The sequence below is a fragment of the Methylobacter sp. Wu8 genome (assembly GCF_036440755.1).
GTDB lineage: Bacteria > Pseudomonadota > Gammaproteobacteria > Methylococcales > Methylomonadaceae > Methylobacter_A > Methylobacter_A tundripaludum_A.
This window is the reverse complement of sequence record NZ_JAZGVT010000064.1, coordinates 93,258-106,470: the sequence shown is the minus strand read 5'-3', so window position 1 is coordinate 106,470 and position 13,213 is coordinate 93,258. Positions and strand designations below refer to the sequence as shown.

The following is a 13,213-nucleotide window of genomic DNA, read 5'->3' as shown; positions in this document are numbered from 1 at the left end:
GTTTTTAAATCCACTCTAAGCGATACAAATCAGCGCGCCGGTTCGCGAGATTGCGAGCGGCGCCACGAGTACGAACTTGTTTTAACAAATCCAGATTGACGTCGGCGATCAGCGTCATTTCGGTGTTGGGGGTGGCTTCCGCCAAGATGGCGTCATGCGGAAACGAAAAATCGCTGGGACTGAAAATGGCGGCTTGCGCATATTGGATGTCCATATTCTCCGCATACGGCAGATTCCCAACGCTGCCGGTAATCGCGACAAAACATTCATTTTCAATCGCGCGGGCCTGGGAACAATAACGCACCCGCTGGTAGGCATTTTTGGTGTCGGTCCAGAACGGCACAAAAATGATTTGCGCGCCCTGGACGGTCGCCAAGCGGGCAAGTTCCGGGAACTCGGAATCGTAACAGATCAATACCGCAATCTTGCCGCAATCGGTATCGAATACTTTTAATGCATTCCCGCCTTGAACGCCCCAGCAACTGACTTCATCAATCGTGACATGGATTTTGTATTGGGCTTCGAAAGTGCCGTCGCGCCTGAGCAGCCACGACACGTTATAGAGTTCATGCGCGCTGTACTCGGGCATGGAACCGGCAATAATGTTGATGTTGTAAGACATGGCCATTTCCAGCAGGCCATTTCTTATTTCGCTGGTAAAACCGGCCAAGGCGCGAATCGCATCGGGAGGGCTTTTGTCATTAAACAATCCCATCAGCGGCGCGCTCATGTATTCGGGAAAGAGCACAAAATCGGCATGGTAGCCGGCTACCGCGTCAATAAAGAATTCGGCATGCTTGAGCAATTCCTCGACGCTGGTCAGGGTCCGCATCTGCCATTGCACGACGCCCAAGCGGATAATGTTTTTGGAGCCGCCGATCGAGGGCGTTTTGTCGACATAATCAAGATTGACCCATTCAAGCAGGGTAGCAAATCCCTTCGACTCGGCATCGACAGGCAGATAGCCGGTCAGCAGCTTGCGCACATGGAAGCCGTTAAACAGTTGAAATGAGAGTACCGGATCGAATATTTCCCGGTTTTTGACTTCCTCGATATAACGCACCGGAGTTAAAGTGTCGGCGTATTTGGCGTAGCCGGGAATCCGTCCTCCGGCGATAAACCGGCGCAGATTCAGGTTCCGGCATATTTCTTTGCGCGCATCGTACAATCTTCGGCCCAGGCGCAGCCCCCGATACTTTGGATGGACAAAAATATCGACGCCGTACAAGGTGTCGCCCATCGGGTCGTGATGAGTCAGGTAACCGTTACTGGTAATTTGGGCGTAGGTATGGGTATCGCCAAAGCGGGCATAATCAACGATCATGCTTAATGCGGCGGCGACCAGCTGGCCGTTGTCTTCAATAACGATTTGTCCTTGGGGGAAGCGGGTGATTTGGGAGGCATACTGGTCTTTCTTCCAGGCCCCGCCCAAATTACCGTAGACATGCTCCATCAGAACCGCGATGTTGTCGTAGTCATCAAGCGTTAGATGACGCAGCAGAAGCTTATGCTTTTTAATCTTGTCCTTTTTCATAGTCAAAAAGTATAAGCCTGCTTTTTGACGGATTTATGACAATGCGTATTTAAACGGATTGGAGAAAGGGCTAAATGGCGGAAATAATCTTCAGCGGGTAGGGCGGGCCGCTTGCGCTTCGGTTTCTAAGGAAGCGCTGAACAAAATGCTTCCGTTCATGGTTCGACAGGCTAACCACTAATGAAATCAATATGTTACCGTTCGTGGTGAGCCTGTCGAAGGGCTAAATCAGCGTTTCCTTAAGGAGCGCGTGGCTTTTTATTTGTTTCAATGCAGATGAACTGCCAGCCAGATGGTATGAATGTCCGGCGGAGTCCATTCGACCCGGTGCCGGGTATGGGCGGGAATCAGCAGGTAATCGCCGGGCATCAGATGGAAGGTTTGATGGTCTTTTTCGTACAGAACAATCGCCTCTCCCTGAAGCAGCATGACCCATTCGTCCCCATCCTGATCGTACCATTGCCCGGACGGCGTAATATGGCCTTGGGATATAATGCGCTCAATCCGAACATTATCCCGATTCAAGAGGCATTCAATCAGTTCTTCCGGCAGTGGGTCCGGTATGTTTTTAAAAAAGTTGTCGTTAGCAGGATTCATGCGATTGTGGTTTTGATTTTATGAATTCAGTGGCTGGATGGTATTGTATAATGATTTGCCTCGCATGCAGATACTCTGCAAGTCATGGAAAAATAATCAATTTAATTGTAGAGAGCAAGAAAATCAGCAACGCATCGATAAATTTACAAGGCGTAATGCCGCAACCGGAAGATAACCGATGCGAGCGCCGGACTGTCGCGGTTATCGGCGGCGGCCCTGCCGGATTGATGGCCGCAGAAGTTTTAAGCCGGGCGGGCGTGAAGGTCGATCTTTACGATGCGATGCCGTCCGTCGGGCGTAAATTTTTGATGGCCGGAAAAGGAGGGATGAATATTACGCACTCCGAGCCGTTCGATAAGTTTCTGTCGCGATACGGCTCTCGCCAGGCTCATATCAAACCGCTGCTCGACATTTTCGGCTCCGAGGCTTTGCGGGCCTGGGTGCAGGGTTTGGGTATCGGGACTTTCATCGGTTCGTCAGGCAAGGTGTTTCCAGCCGATATGAAGGCCGCGCCTTTGTTGCGCGCCTGGTTGCATCGCTTGCGTATCGGCGGCGTCAGCTTTCATATGCGGCATCGATGGCTGGGCTGGAGCGGGCGGATGCTGCGCTTTCAAACGCCGGAGGGAGAGAAGCTTGTCAGCGCCGATGCGGTGGTGCTGGCCTTGGGCGGCGGCAGTTGGGCGCGGCTCGGCTCTACCGGCGCGTGGGTGCCGCTGCTGGCTCAACGCGGGGTATCGGTTGAACCGCTACAGCCTTCAAACTGCGGTTTCGACGTAGGCTGGAGCGAGTTTTTTCAGAGCCGTTTTGCCGGGCAGCCGTTGAAGTCGGTGCAGGCGTCTTTTACCAATTCGGCCGGGTTTAAATTTTGCGAGCAGGGCGAATTGGTCGTGACGGCAGATGGCGTTGAGGGCAGCCTGATTTACAAGATGTCGGTATTGTTGCGCGAACAGATTGCGGTGACAGGAACGGCGACGGTTTATCTCGATCTTGCTCCCGGCAAGGACAAACAGTTCCTGATCGACAGGATTTCAGCGCCGCGCGGCAAACACAGCATGGCGAATCATCTGCGCAAGCGCATCGGCATCGACGGCGTAAAGGCCGCATTGCTGAGGGAAGTTTTGCCGAAAGCGGATTTTGACGATCCGGTACGTCTTTGCGAGGCGATCAAGGCGCTGCCGGTTAAGCTGGTTGCGGCAAGGCCGATTGACGAGGCCATCAGCAGCGCGGGCGGCGTCAGCTTTGATGCGCTGGACGAGCGTTTAATGATACGTTCGTTGCCGGGCGTGTTCTGTGCCGGCGAGATGCTGGACTGGGAAGCGCCGACCGGCGGCTATTTGTTAACCGCCTGTTTTGCCGGCGGGCGAGTTGCAGGAGAGGGCGTATTGGCCTGGTTGCAATGTGACTGTAAAGGCAAATCGCTAAACCTGTCGACGCCAGCGGCATAAAATACACTAGAATATGCACGAAAAAATTACCGGATCAAAGTCTATGTTGAAGAAAAAGGTCGCTAATATTTTTAACTTTTACCAGGGCAGCGTATAAGGGCGGCTATGAAAACTCCAAAAAGTATTGAACCGTTGGTGCGGGATGGTCTTGTCGACGAAGTTATTCGTCCGTTAAAGAGCGGTAAAGAGGCGGCTGTCTACGTTGTTCTTTCCGAAGGCGAGATACGCTGCGCCAAAGTCTATAAAGACGTCAACAAACGCGGTTTCCACAAGCAGGCCCTGTATCAGGAAGGGCGCAAGGTGCGGAACAGCCGTCAGGCTCGCGCGATGGAAAAAAACACCCGTTTTGGCCGGAAGCAGCAGGAAGAGGTCTGGCAAAACGCCGAAGTCGATGCGTTATATCGTCTTGCCTCCGCCGGTGTGCGCGTCCCGAAGCCTTATAACTTCGTCGAGGGCGTGTTGTTGATGGAGTTGGTGACCGACGAACACGGCAGCGCCGCGCCCCGGCTTAACGACCTTGAGTTGACCAGGGAACAGGCGCTTGAATACCACGGCTTGCTGATTAAGGAAGTGGTCAGGATGCTTTGCGCCGGGCTGGTGCATGGCGACCTTTCCGAATACAACATACTGGTTGACGCCAACGGCCCGGTCATCATCGACCTGCCGCAGGCTGTCGATGCGGCGGCGAACAACAATGCGGCCAGAATGCTGGAGCGTGATGTCGACAATCTGGCCGACTATTTCGGCCGCTTTGCGCCCGAGCTGCTCACTACCCAATACGGTAAAGAAATATGGAAGCTCTACGAGAGCGGCGATTTGACGCCGCAAGTCGAATTGACCGGCCGGTTCAAGGGCAGCACCAAAGTGGCGGATGTTCGCAGCATTATGCGGGAAATCAAGGATGCACGAGACGAAGCGCTGCAACGGCGTTATGAACGGGAAGATTAGCCATGAGTGACCAACAACCGGGAAATCCGCTGCACGGCATTACCCTGGAAAGGATACTCGAAGAGCTGGTAGCCGATTACGGCTGGGACGAACTGGGCAGGCTGATCGACATCCGGTGTTTTAATCACGATCCCAGTATCAAATCGAGTCTGAAATTTTTAAGAAAGACGCCTTGGGCCAGAAAGCAGGTTGAAGAGCTGTATTTGGCAAAAAAAACTGGGTGATTTTTGGTGTTGCAAAGCAAGCTTTGAACTCCGATATTGGAATTCAAAGCTTGCTTTGGTCGTTCAAAGTCGGCTTGTGGTCTCGATCAGACGTTACCAATGTCGGTAAGCGTTTATCCTAAAAAAATCAGTTGGAACGCGTAAAATCCATTCGTGCTGAGCTTGTCGAAGCATGAGCGGATTTTACGCTTCACCCATTTGGTGAGCATTCCAAACCCCGCTCACCCCATTCGACAAACTCATGATAGGCTTCGACTGGGCTCAGGGCGAACGGGGTTTGGAATGCTCAACTGATTTTTCTAGGCTTATATGAATATTCGATTTCCCGAGCTTTGCCTGAAAACACTCATTTAGAAAAATACAGTTGACTACGATAAAAAAAACGGACAGTGTAGGCGAGTGTCTTACAATTTAACCACATTCGGTATAAACGCTATGACTACTACGCAACTTTCAATCAGGCTTTCGGATGATCTAAAGAAAAGCCTTGAGACAATCAGTAAAATTTCTCATCGTTCGCAAGCGCAAATTGCAACTAAAGCAATAGCCGAATATGTGAAAAAAACCGAATGGAAGCTTAAGTCCATACAAGAAGCCAAGAAAGAAGCGGACAAAGGTATTTTTGTCTCTCAAGAAGCTACCCTGGATTGGTTGGATTCATGGGGGAATGAAAACGAACTGCCGGCGCCGGAACCCGATATATTCCCTAACAAGTAAACATGAGGTTTGTTTTACTGCCATCCGCAAAAGAAGATTTAAAGGAAATCAGACAATACATTGCCAAGGAAAATCCTAGCGCTTCTAAAATGGTTTCCGAAAGAATAAAAAAATCTTTATTGATGCTGACCGAACAGCCGCTTATCGGGCATGTTACCGATGATGAAGACGTTTTAGAGTGGCATATACCGGGACTTCCCTATACCTTGCCCTATCGAATCGTTAACAACGAAATTCAAATACTTCGCGTTTTTCATGAGGCACAGAATAGGCCGGGTAAATGGGAATGCAGTTAACGCAATGAGTATGAGCTACTGATTGCACCTTGCCGTGTCCATTTAATGAATTTTTATATCTGGCCTCAGCACAGTAGGCTGGGTTGAATGCAATGAAACCCAGCATTGTTCGCATTAAATCAGGGGTTTGTGTTGCTTCACCCAGCCTACGGTTTGTCAGGACAAGCCTCAGTATAAAGAGTGTGACTTTAATAGCCGCAGACAGGATGTGCTCGATTCCATCAATCTGCGCGCTTCGGTATTGTCCTGAGTGATGCCGAGAAAACACACGCCCGATTTCCGAAAGCCGAGAGTAAACAGTCGCGAGGCGTTTGCTTTGCCGGGATTCAATGATTGACGATCAGGATTCTGGGCGGTAACGCGGAAAATTAAGCCCATTGCGGTGCCGGCACTATCGGCCAATATTTCCGCTGGAGCCGCTCCGACATTGGGAAAGTAGCCGAACTGGTTTTGTTTCTCATAGACAACTTCATCCTCGCTCGACCAAGCCGTGTCCCCCATAATAAGCTCGATCCATGAACGCTCATCGGATGACACCACCAGCAAGTCTATCGGCACAGGCTTTGTAGCTATCACAACAGGGCAGTCGACAACCGAAAGGCCTTGGGAAGCGTAACGGGTAAGCATAGATCCGACAAGCGGTCGGCAGGCTTTCTGTTCCAAAGAAATATAATGGCTTTGAAGTACTGTGCCGGGTTTTACGCTCGTTGGCGCTGATAACAAACTGAGCAAGACGGCAATTTGAGAGAGCGCCAAGAACTTTGTTCTGTAAAGCCGTCTCACAAACCCAATGCGGCGGCGGTTTTGGGGCCGAGGATACCGTCCGGCTTGAGACCTTTCTCTGCTTGAAACGCGATAACCGCTGCATGGGTAGCAGGTCCATAGATGCCGTCCACCTTCATCTCTGCGCCAAAAGCATTGAGTCGTTCCTGCAGACGGCGCACTTCCGGGCCGCGATCGCCGATAGTGAAGGCTGCGTCCGGCACAGAAACCGTGCGTCCGCCTAGACGGCCCGTGGTGTAAAATTCTCTAATTCGGGCATCGCCAACTTCAAAATGCATGGCGTCCTCAGTGCCAAAGCCGGCTCCCCAAAACCAGCCGTGAGTATTAAAAAATGCCGCCAGTCTGATCAATCCTGTGAACACCTTGTTATCACCGCGTCGGTCAAGCTGGTCGTTGATCTTGATGTCGATAGCGGTTCCCCAGGAATGATTGCTGATGGCTCCCGTTTTGGTGCCGCGAACCAGCCTACAACATAACATGCCGGCAGTTCCGAGTGATTGGTACAGCTCGCTATCGTTGGCTTTGACATCGGCAAAAATCTTTCGTAGATCATCGACCGCAGGCTTTAGTCCGGTTACCCGGAAAGGGCCGACATCTTCAAGTACCATTAGCTTTTTTAGTGTTGCATTGGTAACAGGTTGACAGTCGACATCGAAGGAAGAACGCGGACTGCCGAGTAGAGTCAACATGGTTTGCAGTTTGGCGGATTGTACGCCTGGGTTAATGTTTGAGGGGGCTTGGGTAAGGCTGGTTAGACTCATTGCGTTCTCCTAAATATATGGTAAGTATCTAATTGTGGTTACCCGTGTTTGGGATTGTTTACGTTTGTTTATAATCGGCTAGCAAACGGCACGCTCTCATTGGTTTTGAATGTCAGACAGCAGAGTCGAAAGATGTTTAAAGGGAATTGAACGGGTATGTTGATTAGCAGTCAGTCTACGCCGCCAAGGTCGATTTGCCAATGGCGATTGGATTTAACATAAGAAATTGCCGAAAATATATAAATACGTTCAATTAAACGGATGGTTTTCTTTGGCTGTCAATAGTAGTGATGTTAAAGCGGCTTGATGTATGATTTAAACTCCTTAGTGTAAACGTCCGCAACAAAAGGATTGAGCATGTTAATCAAAACCAAATCAAACATCTTAAGCAGCGAAATTACTGACCGGGCGGTTTTTGAATCCCGGAGAGAGTTTATCAAGACGGCGACTGCGCTTTCGGCGGGGTTTATGCTGCCAAGTCCGGGGCAGGCGGCAACGGGAAAATACGCCGATGCGCCGGTCGGGCCTTATTCGGCGAAGTTACAGGTCACCGATCGCGAGGATGTCGCGAACTACACCAATTACTATGAGTTTTCCACCAATAAAACAGATTCGACTGTTTTAGCCAAAGCCTTAAAAACCGCGCCGTGGACTGTTGAAGTTACAGGCGAGGTGGAAAAGCCGGGCGTTTATAATCTGGAGGATATTCTAAAAGACAATCCTGTGCAGGAACGCATTTACCGGTTCCGCTGCGTGGAAGCCTGGTCGATGGTGGTGCCGTGGATAGGCTTTCCGTTGGGCGACATGTTGAAACGATTTAAGCCCACCTCGAAAGCAAAGTTTGTCGAATTCACCACGCTGAATAACCCGGAAATCATGGTCGGTCAACGCTCCGGCGTTTTAGACTGGCCTTATGTCGAAGGCTTGCGCATCGATGAAGCGATGCATCCGTTGACGATGATGGTTACCGGAATGTACGGCGATGAGCTGCCTAACCAGAACGGCGCGCCGTTGCGTTTGATCGTGCCGTGGAAGTACGGATTTAAGAGCATCAAGGCGATAGTCAAAATACGTTTTATGGAAACCATGCCGGAAACCGCGTGGCATAAAAGCGCTCCCGGCGAATACGGCTTTTATGCCAACGTCAATCCAGAAGTGCCTCATCCCCGGTGGAGTCAAAGCCGCGAGCGGGTGTTGGGCGGCAGTATTTTTACCCCGAAGCGCGAAACGGAAAAGTTTAACGGTTATGGCGAGGAAGTCGCGGCGCTTTATTCCGGCATGGACCTGAAGCAGTATTTCTGATGTCACTTGGCAAAAAAAGCTGGGCGGCCATAAAAATTATCGTTTTTTTATTGAGCCTGACGCCATTTGCGCTGCTGGTCAATGATGGATTCAACGATCAACTGGGCGCGAATCCGATAGAAACCCTGCATTTCGGCTTTGGCGACTGGGCTTTGCGCTTTTTGTGCATAGGTCTGGCGCTGACGCCGATTAAAACGATAACGGGGCAGGGCTGGCCGATACGCTTCAGGCGCATGATGGGCCTGTTCGCTTTCTTTTACGCCAGCCTGCATTTGCTGGTTTTTATCGTGCTTGATTTATCGCTGTCCTGGGAGGCATTTAAAGACGAGGTGCCGAAAAGTCCTTATATATTAATGGGCTTGCTGACTTATTTGCTGCTGGTTCCCCTGGCCGCAACGTCGACCCAAAAAATGCAGAAAAGGTTGGGACGAAGCTGGATAAAGCTGCACCGGCTGGTGTATGCGGCGGGGTTGACGGCTCTGGTGCATTATTTCTGGTTGGTAAAAAAGGATTATACCGAGCCGTTGATTTATGCGGTGGCGATAAGTATTTTATTGGGTATGCGGATTATTGTTTATTGCAAGAGAACCGCTAAACTTTTTAGCCTTTAGCCTTTAGCCTTTAGCCTTTAGCCTTTAGCCTTTCACTTTATTTCAAAAGACGTTAACAATTCACCGGGTTCAAGTTCAGTGATTTCAACATGATCGACTCGGGCGGTTATCGGCCCTTTGTGGCACCATTTGATAAATTTCTCAATAGCAAGGCTTCCGGCCTCGGCGATGATTTCAACCCGGCCGTCAGCAAGGTTCTTGGCGCTGCCTTTGATGCCGAAATGCTTGGCCTTATTCTGGGTAAAAAGGCGAAAATACACGCCCTGAACTCGACCTGAAACCAGGATTTTCACTTTACGCATCACTCTTTAATTCTCCAGCAATAATGGATTTTCGGGTTGCGGGCAAAATCTTCCGGGATCGTTGCCGCGCTGATGTCTTCTACAATCAAATCGGACAAGGCCTGCTCGTCGATCTTAAAGCGTCTGAAGTTAGTGGAGAAGTATAGGACACCTCCCGGCGACAGCAAGGAAACGGCGTTATTAATCAGTTGCACATGGTCGGTTTGTATGTCGAACACCGCGTTCATCCGCTTCGAATTGGAAAATGTCGGCGGATCGAGGAAAACCAAATCGTAGTGTTTACTGGGCTGCCCGGCTTCAGCGGACAGCCATTCCAGGCAGTCGGCCTGAATAAATTCATGTTCTCCTTGGCTGATATTCAGCGCCAAGTTCTTTTTTGCCCAGTTGATATAGGTGTTGGACATGTCGACGGTGGTTGTCGATTTGGCCCCACCCATTGCCGCATGCACCGTTGCACTGCCGGTGTAGGCGAACAGGTTTAAAAAGCGCTTTCCTTTGGCCTGTTGTTGAATCAACAGGCGTATAGGCCGGTGATCGAGGAATAATCCGGTGTCCAGGTAATCTTCAAAATTCACCAGCAACTTGCAGCCGCCTTCTTCGATAATGTGGAAGCGGCCCTGGTCGCCGTGCTTTTCGTATTGATCGGTGCTTTTTTGCTTGCGGCGTATTTTCAGGAAAACCTGGTCGCGGCTGATGCCGAGTACGCGGGGGATTTCGGCCAACAATCCGGCCAGCCGTTGATCGGCCTTGTGTTGGTCGATGCTTTTGGGCGGCTCGTATTCCTGCACGTTGACCCAGGTTTGCTCTCCCTGATAAATATCGACTGCGACCGCGTATTCCGGCAAATCGGCGTCGTAAGCCCGATAGCAGGTGACGCGGTTTTGCTTGGCCCAGTTGGACAGTTTTTTCAGGTTTTTTTTGAGCCGGTTGGCGAACATTTCCGCACCCAGCTCGCTTTTATACACGGTTGACGTAAGAGGGGGGGCTCCTTCTCCCTCAGGGAGAAGGTTGGGATGAGGGGATACAAATAAGCTTTTTTCCTTATTTTGATTTCCCCTCACCCAACCCTCTCCCTCTGGAGAGGGCTTTACACTATTTAGGGCAATAGCATTGTTTTTGTCGACGGGTATTATGCCGGAGTTAGCAATCCGCTGTTCCTGCGCTTTGCTGATCTCTGTCACCTGAGCAATGCGCTCTTCCTGCGTCTTGGCTTTTGGGATGAAGAAATTGCGTTCCTCAATATCCAGCCGTAACAGTTTGCATTCAAGCGCGCCGTTAAACAGGGTAATCGGCTTTTGTGAACGTATGCCCAAGCGAAAGCCCAGTTCCGGGTTGCTGATGATCATCGCGGCTTTCCAGCCGGTAAAATGCGCTTTAAGCGTGTCGCCGAATTTTTTGTATAACTCGGCCGTTTCCTGCTCGTCGCCCAGGCGTTCGCCGTAAGGCGGGTTGCAGATCAGCAGGCCGGGTTTCCAGCTTTCGGCGGGCACCGCGTCTTCAATATCGCGGCGTTCGACATGGATTTTATTTTGCAGGCCGGCATTGGCGATATGCGCCAAGGCTGTGTTGACGGTGTGGCGATTTTGATCGAAGCCGACGATAACCGTCAGTTTTTCCAGGCCTGTTTTTTTACGTTGTTCGGCTTCCGCGCGTAATTTTTTCCAGCACTGTGCATCGTGTTTTTTCCAGCCGGTAAAGCCGAAATAGTCGCGCAACAAGCCGGGCGCGTAATCGGCGGCGATCATTGCGCCTTCCAACAACAGTGTGCCCGAACCGCACATCGGGTCGATTAACGAACCCTGTTGCTTGGCGATTTGGGGCCAGCCGCTACGCAGCAGCATCGCGGCGGCCAGGTTTTCTTTCATCGGGGCTTTGATGCTGACATCCCGGTAACCGCGGCGATGCAGGCTTTCACCGGAAAGATCCAGACTCAGTTGGGCGGTTTCGCCGTTCAAATAAACGTTGATGCGGATATTGGGCTGTTCGGTATCGATGCTGGGCCGGGTTTGAAACTTCGCCCGCATCTGATCGACGATGGCGTCCTTGACTTTTAATGCGCCAAAGTGGGTGTTGTTAATTGCCGCCGAGTTTTTCGCGCTGAACGACACCGCAAAACTGTCCTCGGGATTGATATGCTCAAACCAGTCGATTTTTTGTACGCCTTTATAAAGATCCTCCTGGCTTTTAACCTCGAAAGAGCTCAGTACCAGTAAAATCCGGTTTGCGGTTCTCGACCACAGGCAGGCTCGATACGCCGTTTCCAAATCCCCCTGAAAAGCGACTCCGGCCATCGTGGCCTTGATGTTTTTTACGCCGAGCGTTTGGAGTTCATCGGTCAGGATGGTTTCCATCGCTTTGGGAGTTGTCGCAAAGAGTTGATAGGTGGGCATAAGAGCTTTAGGCAAAAGGCTAAGGGCAAAATGTCCAAAGCCAGCTTTGGACTCCTTAATAACGCTGGAGTTCAAAGCTGGCTTTGAATAGGCGGCACTAACGGTTAAGGCTGAGCAGTAGACACAAAGTAACGGCTTTTTTGCCCTTCGCCTTGCGCCTTTAGCCTGCTTTTTTTACTGAATCTTGATCAACTCGACATCAAAAATCAATGCGGCATTCGGGCCGATTGCGCGGCCTGCGCCTTGTTCCCCGTAAGCGAGTTCCGACGGGATGAAGAACCGGTATTTGGCGCCTTCTTTCATCAGTTGTACGCCTTCAGTCCATCCTGAGATGACTCTGTTGAGTGGGAATGTGGCAGGTTCGCCGCGGCTGTAGGAACTGTCAAACTCTTCGCCGTCAATCGTTGTACCTTTGTAATGCACGGTAACGCTATCGGTGGCGGAAGGCGAAGCGGTGCCGGTTCCAGGCGCTAATACTTCGTATTGCAGGCCGCTTGCAGTCGTCACGATATTGGGTTTTTTAGCGTTTTCCGCCAGAAAGGCTATGCCTGCGGCTTTATTTTCTTCAGGGGTGGTGGCATTGGCCAATGAAAACATGGTGAATCCTATAAGAATGACGGTGATAATTGAAATAGCTTGGGTTTGAATTTTTCTCACGACCTATCCTTTTTTTGTAATTATTAACGTAAAAAAAAGAGCAGTTTATCAAAAAAACCAGCCTTTGGTTTCTAAATCACGTTGGCACCCGCTTAATTGGCTTTGAAATAGCTTGGCCCGCTTGGCTACTTTGTTGGCAATCTGTACCAAACCCGCTTTTTGCAAATAGCTTTTGCGTTGATAGCCGCCGTGCCCTTCGTGGTAGGCCAGGTATAGATTTTTGGCGTCCAGCTTCGAAATGCCTAACCGGGTGTGGCTGATGTTGCAGTACCAGCCGATGAAATCGGCGGCGTCGGCAAAGTCTTCGCGATCCGCTCCCCAGCCAGCCGACTTGTCCTGATAGCTGCCCCAGGTTTCATCCTTGGCCTGGGCATAGCCGTAGGCGCTGCTTTCTCGGGGCAGGGGGATAAATCCCAGCAGCCAGGGCCGCGGCGGCTGGGCGTCGGCGACAAAGTGCGATTCCTGGTGCATGATCGCCATTTGAACCGGGATAGGTACGCCCCATTTTTCGAATGCGCTTTTAGCGTCATCATACCAGCCTTCTTTTTCCCTGAAAGTGGAGCATATATTGTCGCTGTTTTTAGGCGGTAGCGCCACGCAGGCCGCCAGGGGGAGTAACAAGAACAGGATTAATGGCTTTTTCATG

Annotated in this window: 15 protein-coding genes; 7 read left to right on the top strand and 8 right to left on the bottom strand. The window is 50.9% G+C overall.

Going from position 1 to position 13,213, the window contains the following annotated elements; all coding sequences use genetic code 11:
- Positions 1–4: 4 nt before the first annotated feature.
- Complete coding sequence (locus V3O24_RS10740; protein ID WP_104425365.1) at positions 5–1,534, bottom strand: bifunctional GNAT family N-acetyltransferase/carbon-nitrogen hydrolase family protein; 1,530 nt, start codon at positions 1,532–1,534, stop codon at positions 5–7.
- Positions 1,535–1,801: 267 nt separating this feature from the next.
- The gene (locus V3O24_RS10735; protein WP_331307230.1) at positions 1,802–2,131 is read right to left on the bottom strand and encodes a cupin domain-containing protein; all 330 of its coding nucleotides are present in this window, start codon (positions 2,129–2,131) and stop codon (positions 1,802–1,804) included.
- Between the two features lie 155 nt (positions 2,132–2,286).
- Between V3O24_RS10735 and V3O24_RS10730 the strand changes: the two genes are divergently transcribed.
- From V3O24_RS10730 to V3O24_RS10710, 5 genes are all read left to right on the top strand, one after another.
- Positions 2,287–3,576: a TIGR03862 family flavoprotein gene (locus tag V3O24_RS10730; RefSeq protein WP_331307229.1), complete on the top strand. Its 1,290-nt coding sequence runs from the start codon at positions 2,287–2,289 to the stop codon at positions 3,574–3,576.
- Between the two features lie 105 nt (positions 3,577–3,681).
- On the top strand, positions 3,682–4,524 hold the full coding sequence (locus tag V3O24_RS10725; RefSeq protein WP_104425368.1) for a PA4780 family RIO1-like protein kinase: 843 nt from the start codon (positions 3,682–3,684) through the stop codon (positions 4,522–4,524).
- Between the two features lie 2 nt (positions 4,525–4,526).
- Entirely contained in the window at positions 4,527–4,748 is a 222-nt protein-coding gene (locus V3O24_RS10720) for a VF530 family protein (RefSeq protein WP_331307228.1), read from the top strand.
- Positions 4,749–5,183: 435 nt separating this feature from the next.
- Positions 5,184–5,465 carry a CopG family ribbon-helix-helix protein gene (locus V3O24_RS10715; RefSeq protein WP_104425370.1) on the top strand — a complete coding sequence of 94 codons (282 nt, stop codon included), beginning with the start codon at positions 5,184–5,186 and terminating at the stop codon, positions 5,463–5,465.
- Between the two features lie 2 nt (positions 5,466–5,467).
- Entirely contained in the window at positions 5,468–5,761 is a 294-nt protein-coding gene (locus V3O24_RS10710) for a type II toxin-antitoxin system RelE/ParE family toxin (RefSeq protein WP_104425371.1), read from the top strand.
- Positions 5,762–5,929: 168 nt separating this feature from the next.
- On the opposite strand, the gene V3O24_RS10705 is transcribed toward V3O24_RS10710, so the two are convergent.
- Both V3O24_RS10705 and V3O24_RS10700 read right to left on the bottom strand, forming a co-directional pair.
- A complete protein-coding gene (locus tag V3O24_RS10705) occupies positions 5,930–6,388 on the bottom strand; it encodes a hypothetical protein (RefSeq protein ID WP_331307227.1) in 459 nt (152 codons plus the stop codon).
- A 152-nt stretch (positions 6,389–6,540) separates the two neighbouring features.
- Positions 6,541–7,305: a peptidoglycan-binding protein gene (locus tag V3O24_RS10700; protein ID WP_181049955.1), complete on the bottom strand. Its 765-nt coding sequence runs from the start codon at positions 7,303–7,305 to the stop codon at positions 6,541–6,543.
- Between the two features lie 357 nt (positions 7,306–7,662).
- Here V3O24_RS10700 and msrP point away from each other — a divergent pair, with 357 nt between their 5' ends.
- Positions 7,663–8,607 carry a protein-methionine-sulfoxide reductase catalytic subunit MsrP gene (gene msrP / locus V3O24_RS10695; RefSeq protein ID WP_331307226.1) on the top strand — a complete coding sequence of 315 codons (945 nt, stop codon included), beginning with the start codon at positions 7,663–7,665 and terminating at the stop codon, positions 8,605–8,607.
- Positions 8,607–9,218, top strand: coding sequence for a protein-methionine-sulfoxide reductase heme-binding subunit MsrQ (locus tag V3O24_RS10690; protein WP_331307225.1), 612 nt, complete (start codon positions 8,607–8,609; stop codon positions 9,216–9,218). The genes msrP and V3O24_RS10690 overlap by 1 nt, the downstream gene beginning before the upstream one ends.
- Before the next feature lie 32 nt (positions 9,219–9,250).
- Here V3O24_RS10690 and V3O24_RS10685 read toward each other — a convergent pair whose 3' ends face one another.
- The 4 genes from V3O24_RS10685 to V3O24_RS10670 all read right to left on the bottom strand — a co-directional run bounded on the left by V3O24_RS10685 (position 9,251) and on the right by V3O24_RS10670 (position 13,212).
- Positions 9,251–9,520, bottom strand: a complete 270-nt coding sequence (locus tag V3O24_RS10685; RefSeq protein WP_331307249.1) for an acylphosphatase — start codon at positions 9,518–9,520, stop codon at positions 9,251–9,253.
- Complete coding sequence (rlmKL, locus tag V3O24_RS10680) at positions 9,520–11,910, bottom strand: bifunctional 23S rRNA (guanine(2069)-N(7))-methyltransferase RlmK/23S rRNA (guanine(2445)-N(2))-methyltransferase RlmL (RefSeq protein ID WP_331307224.1); 2,391 nt, start codon at positions 11,908–11,910, stop codon at positions 9,520–9,522. The genes V3O24_RS10685 and rlmKL overlap by 1 nt, the downstream gene beginning before the upstream one ends.
- A gap of 174 nt (positions 11,911–12,084) precedes the next feature.
- On the bottom strand, positions 12,085–12,507 hold the full coding sequence (locus V3O24_RS10675; RefSeq protein ID WP_308556154.1) for an FKBP-type peptidyl-prolyl cis-trans isomerase: 423 nt from the start codon (positions 12,505–12,507) through the stop codon (positions 12,085–12,087).
- 108 nt (positions 12,508–12,615) lie between these two features.
- On the bottom strand, positions 12,616–13,212 hold the full coding sequence (locus tag V3O24_RS10670) for a hypothetical protein (RefSeq protein ID WP_331307223.1): 597 nt from the start codon (positions 13,210–13,212) through the stop codon (positions 12,616–12,618).
- Position 13,213 lies beyond the last annotated feature (1 nt).

Coding starts and splice junctions, on each gene's coding strand:
- V3O24_RS10740 (WP_104425365.1), bottom strand. CDS start 1,534: ATGAAAAAGGACAAGATTAAAAAGCATAAGCTTCTGCTGCGTCATCTA.
- V3O24_RS10735 (WP_331307230.1), bottom strand. CDS start 2,131: ATGAATCCTGCTAACGACAACTTTTTTAAAAACATACCGGACCCACTG.
- V3O24_RS10730 (WP_331307229.1), top strand. CDS start 2,287: ATGCCGCAACCGGAAGATAACCGATGCGAGCGCCGGACTGTCGCGGTT.
- V3O24_RS10725 (WP_104425368.1), top strand. CDS start 3,682: ATGAAAACTCCAAAAAGTATTGAACCGTTGGTGCGGGATGGTCTTGTC.
- V3O24_RS10720 (WP_331307228.1), top strand. CDS start 4,527: ATGAGTGACCAACAACCGGGAAATCCGCTGCACGGCATTACCCTGGAA.
- V3O24_RS10715 (WP_104425370.1), top strand. CDS start 5,184: ATGACTACTACGCAACTTTCAATCAGGCTTTCGGATGATCTAAAGAAA.
- V3O24_RS10710 (WP_104425371.1), top strand. CDS start 5,468: ATGAGGTTTGTTTTACTGCCATCCGCAAAAGAAGATTTAAAGGAAATC.
- V3O24_RS10705 (WP_331307227.1), bottom strand. CDS start 6,388: ATGCTTACCCGTTACGCTTCCCAAGGCCTTTCGGTTGTCGACTGCCCT.
- V3O24_RS10700 (WP_181049955.1), bottom strand. CDS start 7,305: ATGAGTCTAACCAGCCTTACCCAAGCCCCCTCAAACATTAACCCAGGC.
- msrP (WP_331307226.1), top strand. CDS start 7,663: ATGTTAATCAAAACCAAATCAAACATCTTAAGCAGCGAAATTACTGAC.
- V3O24_RS10690 (WP_331307225.1), top strand. CDS start 8,607: ATGTCACTTGGCAAAAAAAGCTGGGCGGCCATAAAAATTATCGTTTTT.
- V3O24_RS10685 (WP_331307249.1), bottom strand. CDS start 9,520: ATGCGTAAAGTGAAAATCCTGGTTTCAGGTCGAGTTCAGGGCGTGTAT.
- rlmKL (WP_331307224.1), bottom strand. CDS start 11,910: ATGCCCACCTATCAACTCTTTGCGACAACTCCCAAAGCGATGGAAACC.
- V3O24_RS10675 (WP_308556154.1), bottom strand. CDS start 12,507: ATGTTTTCATTGGCCAATGCCACCACCCCTGAAGAAAATAAAGCCGCA.
- V3O24_RS10670 (WP_331307223.1), bottom strand. CDS start 13,212: ATGAAAAAGCCATTAATCCTGTTCTTGTTACTCCCCCTGGCGGCCTGC.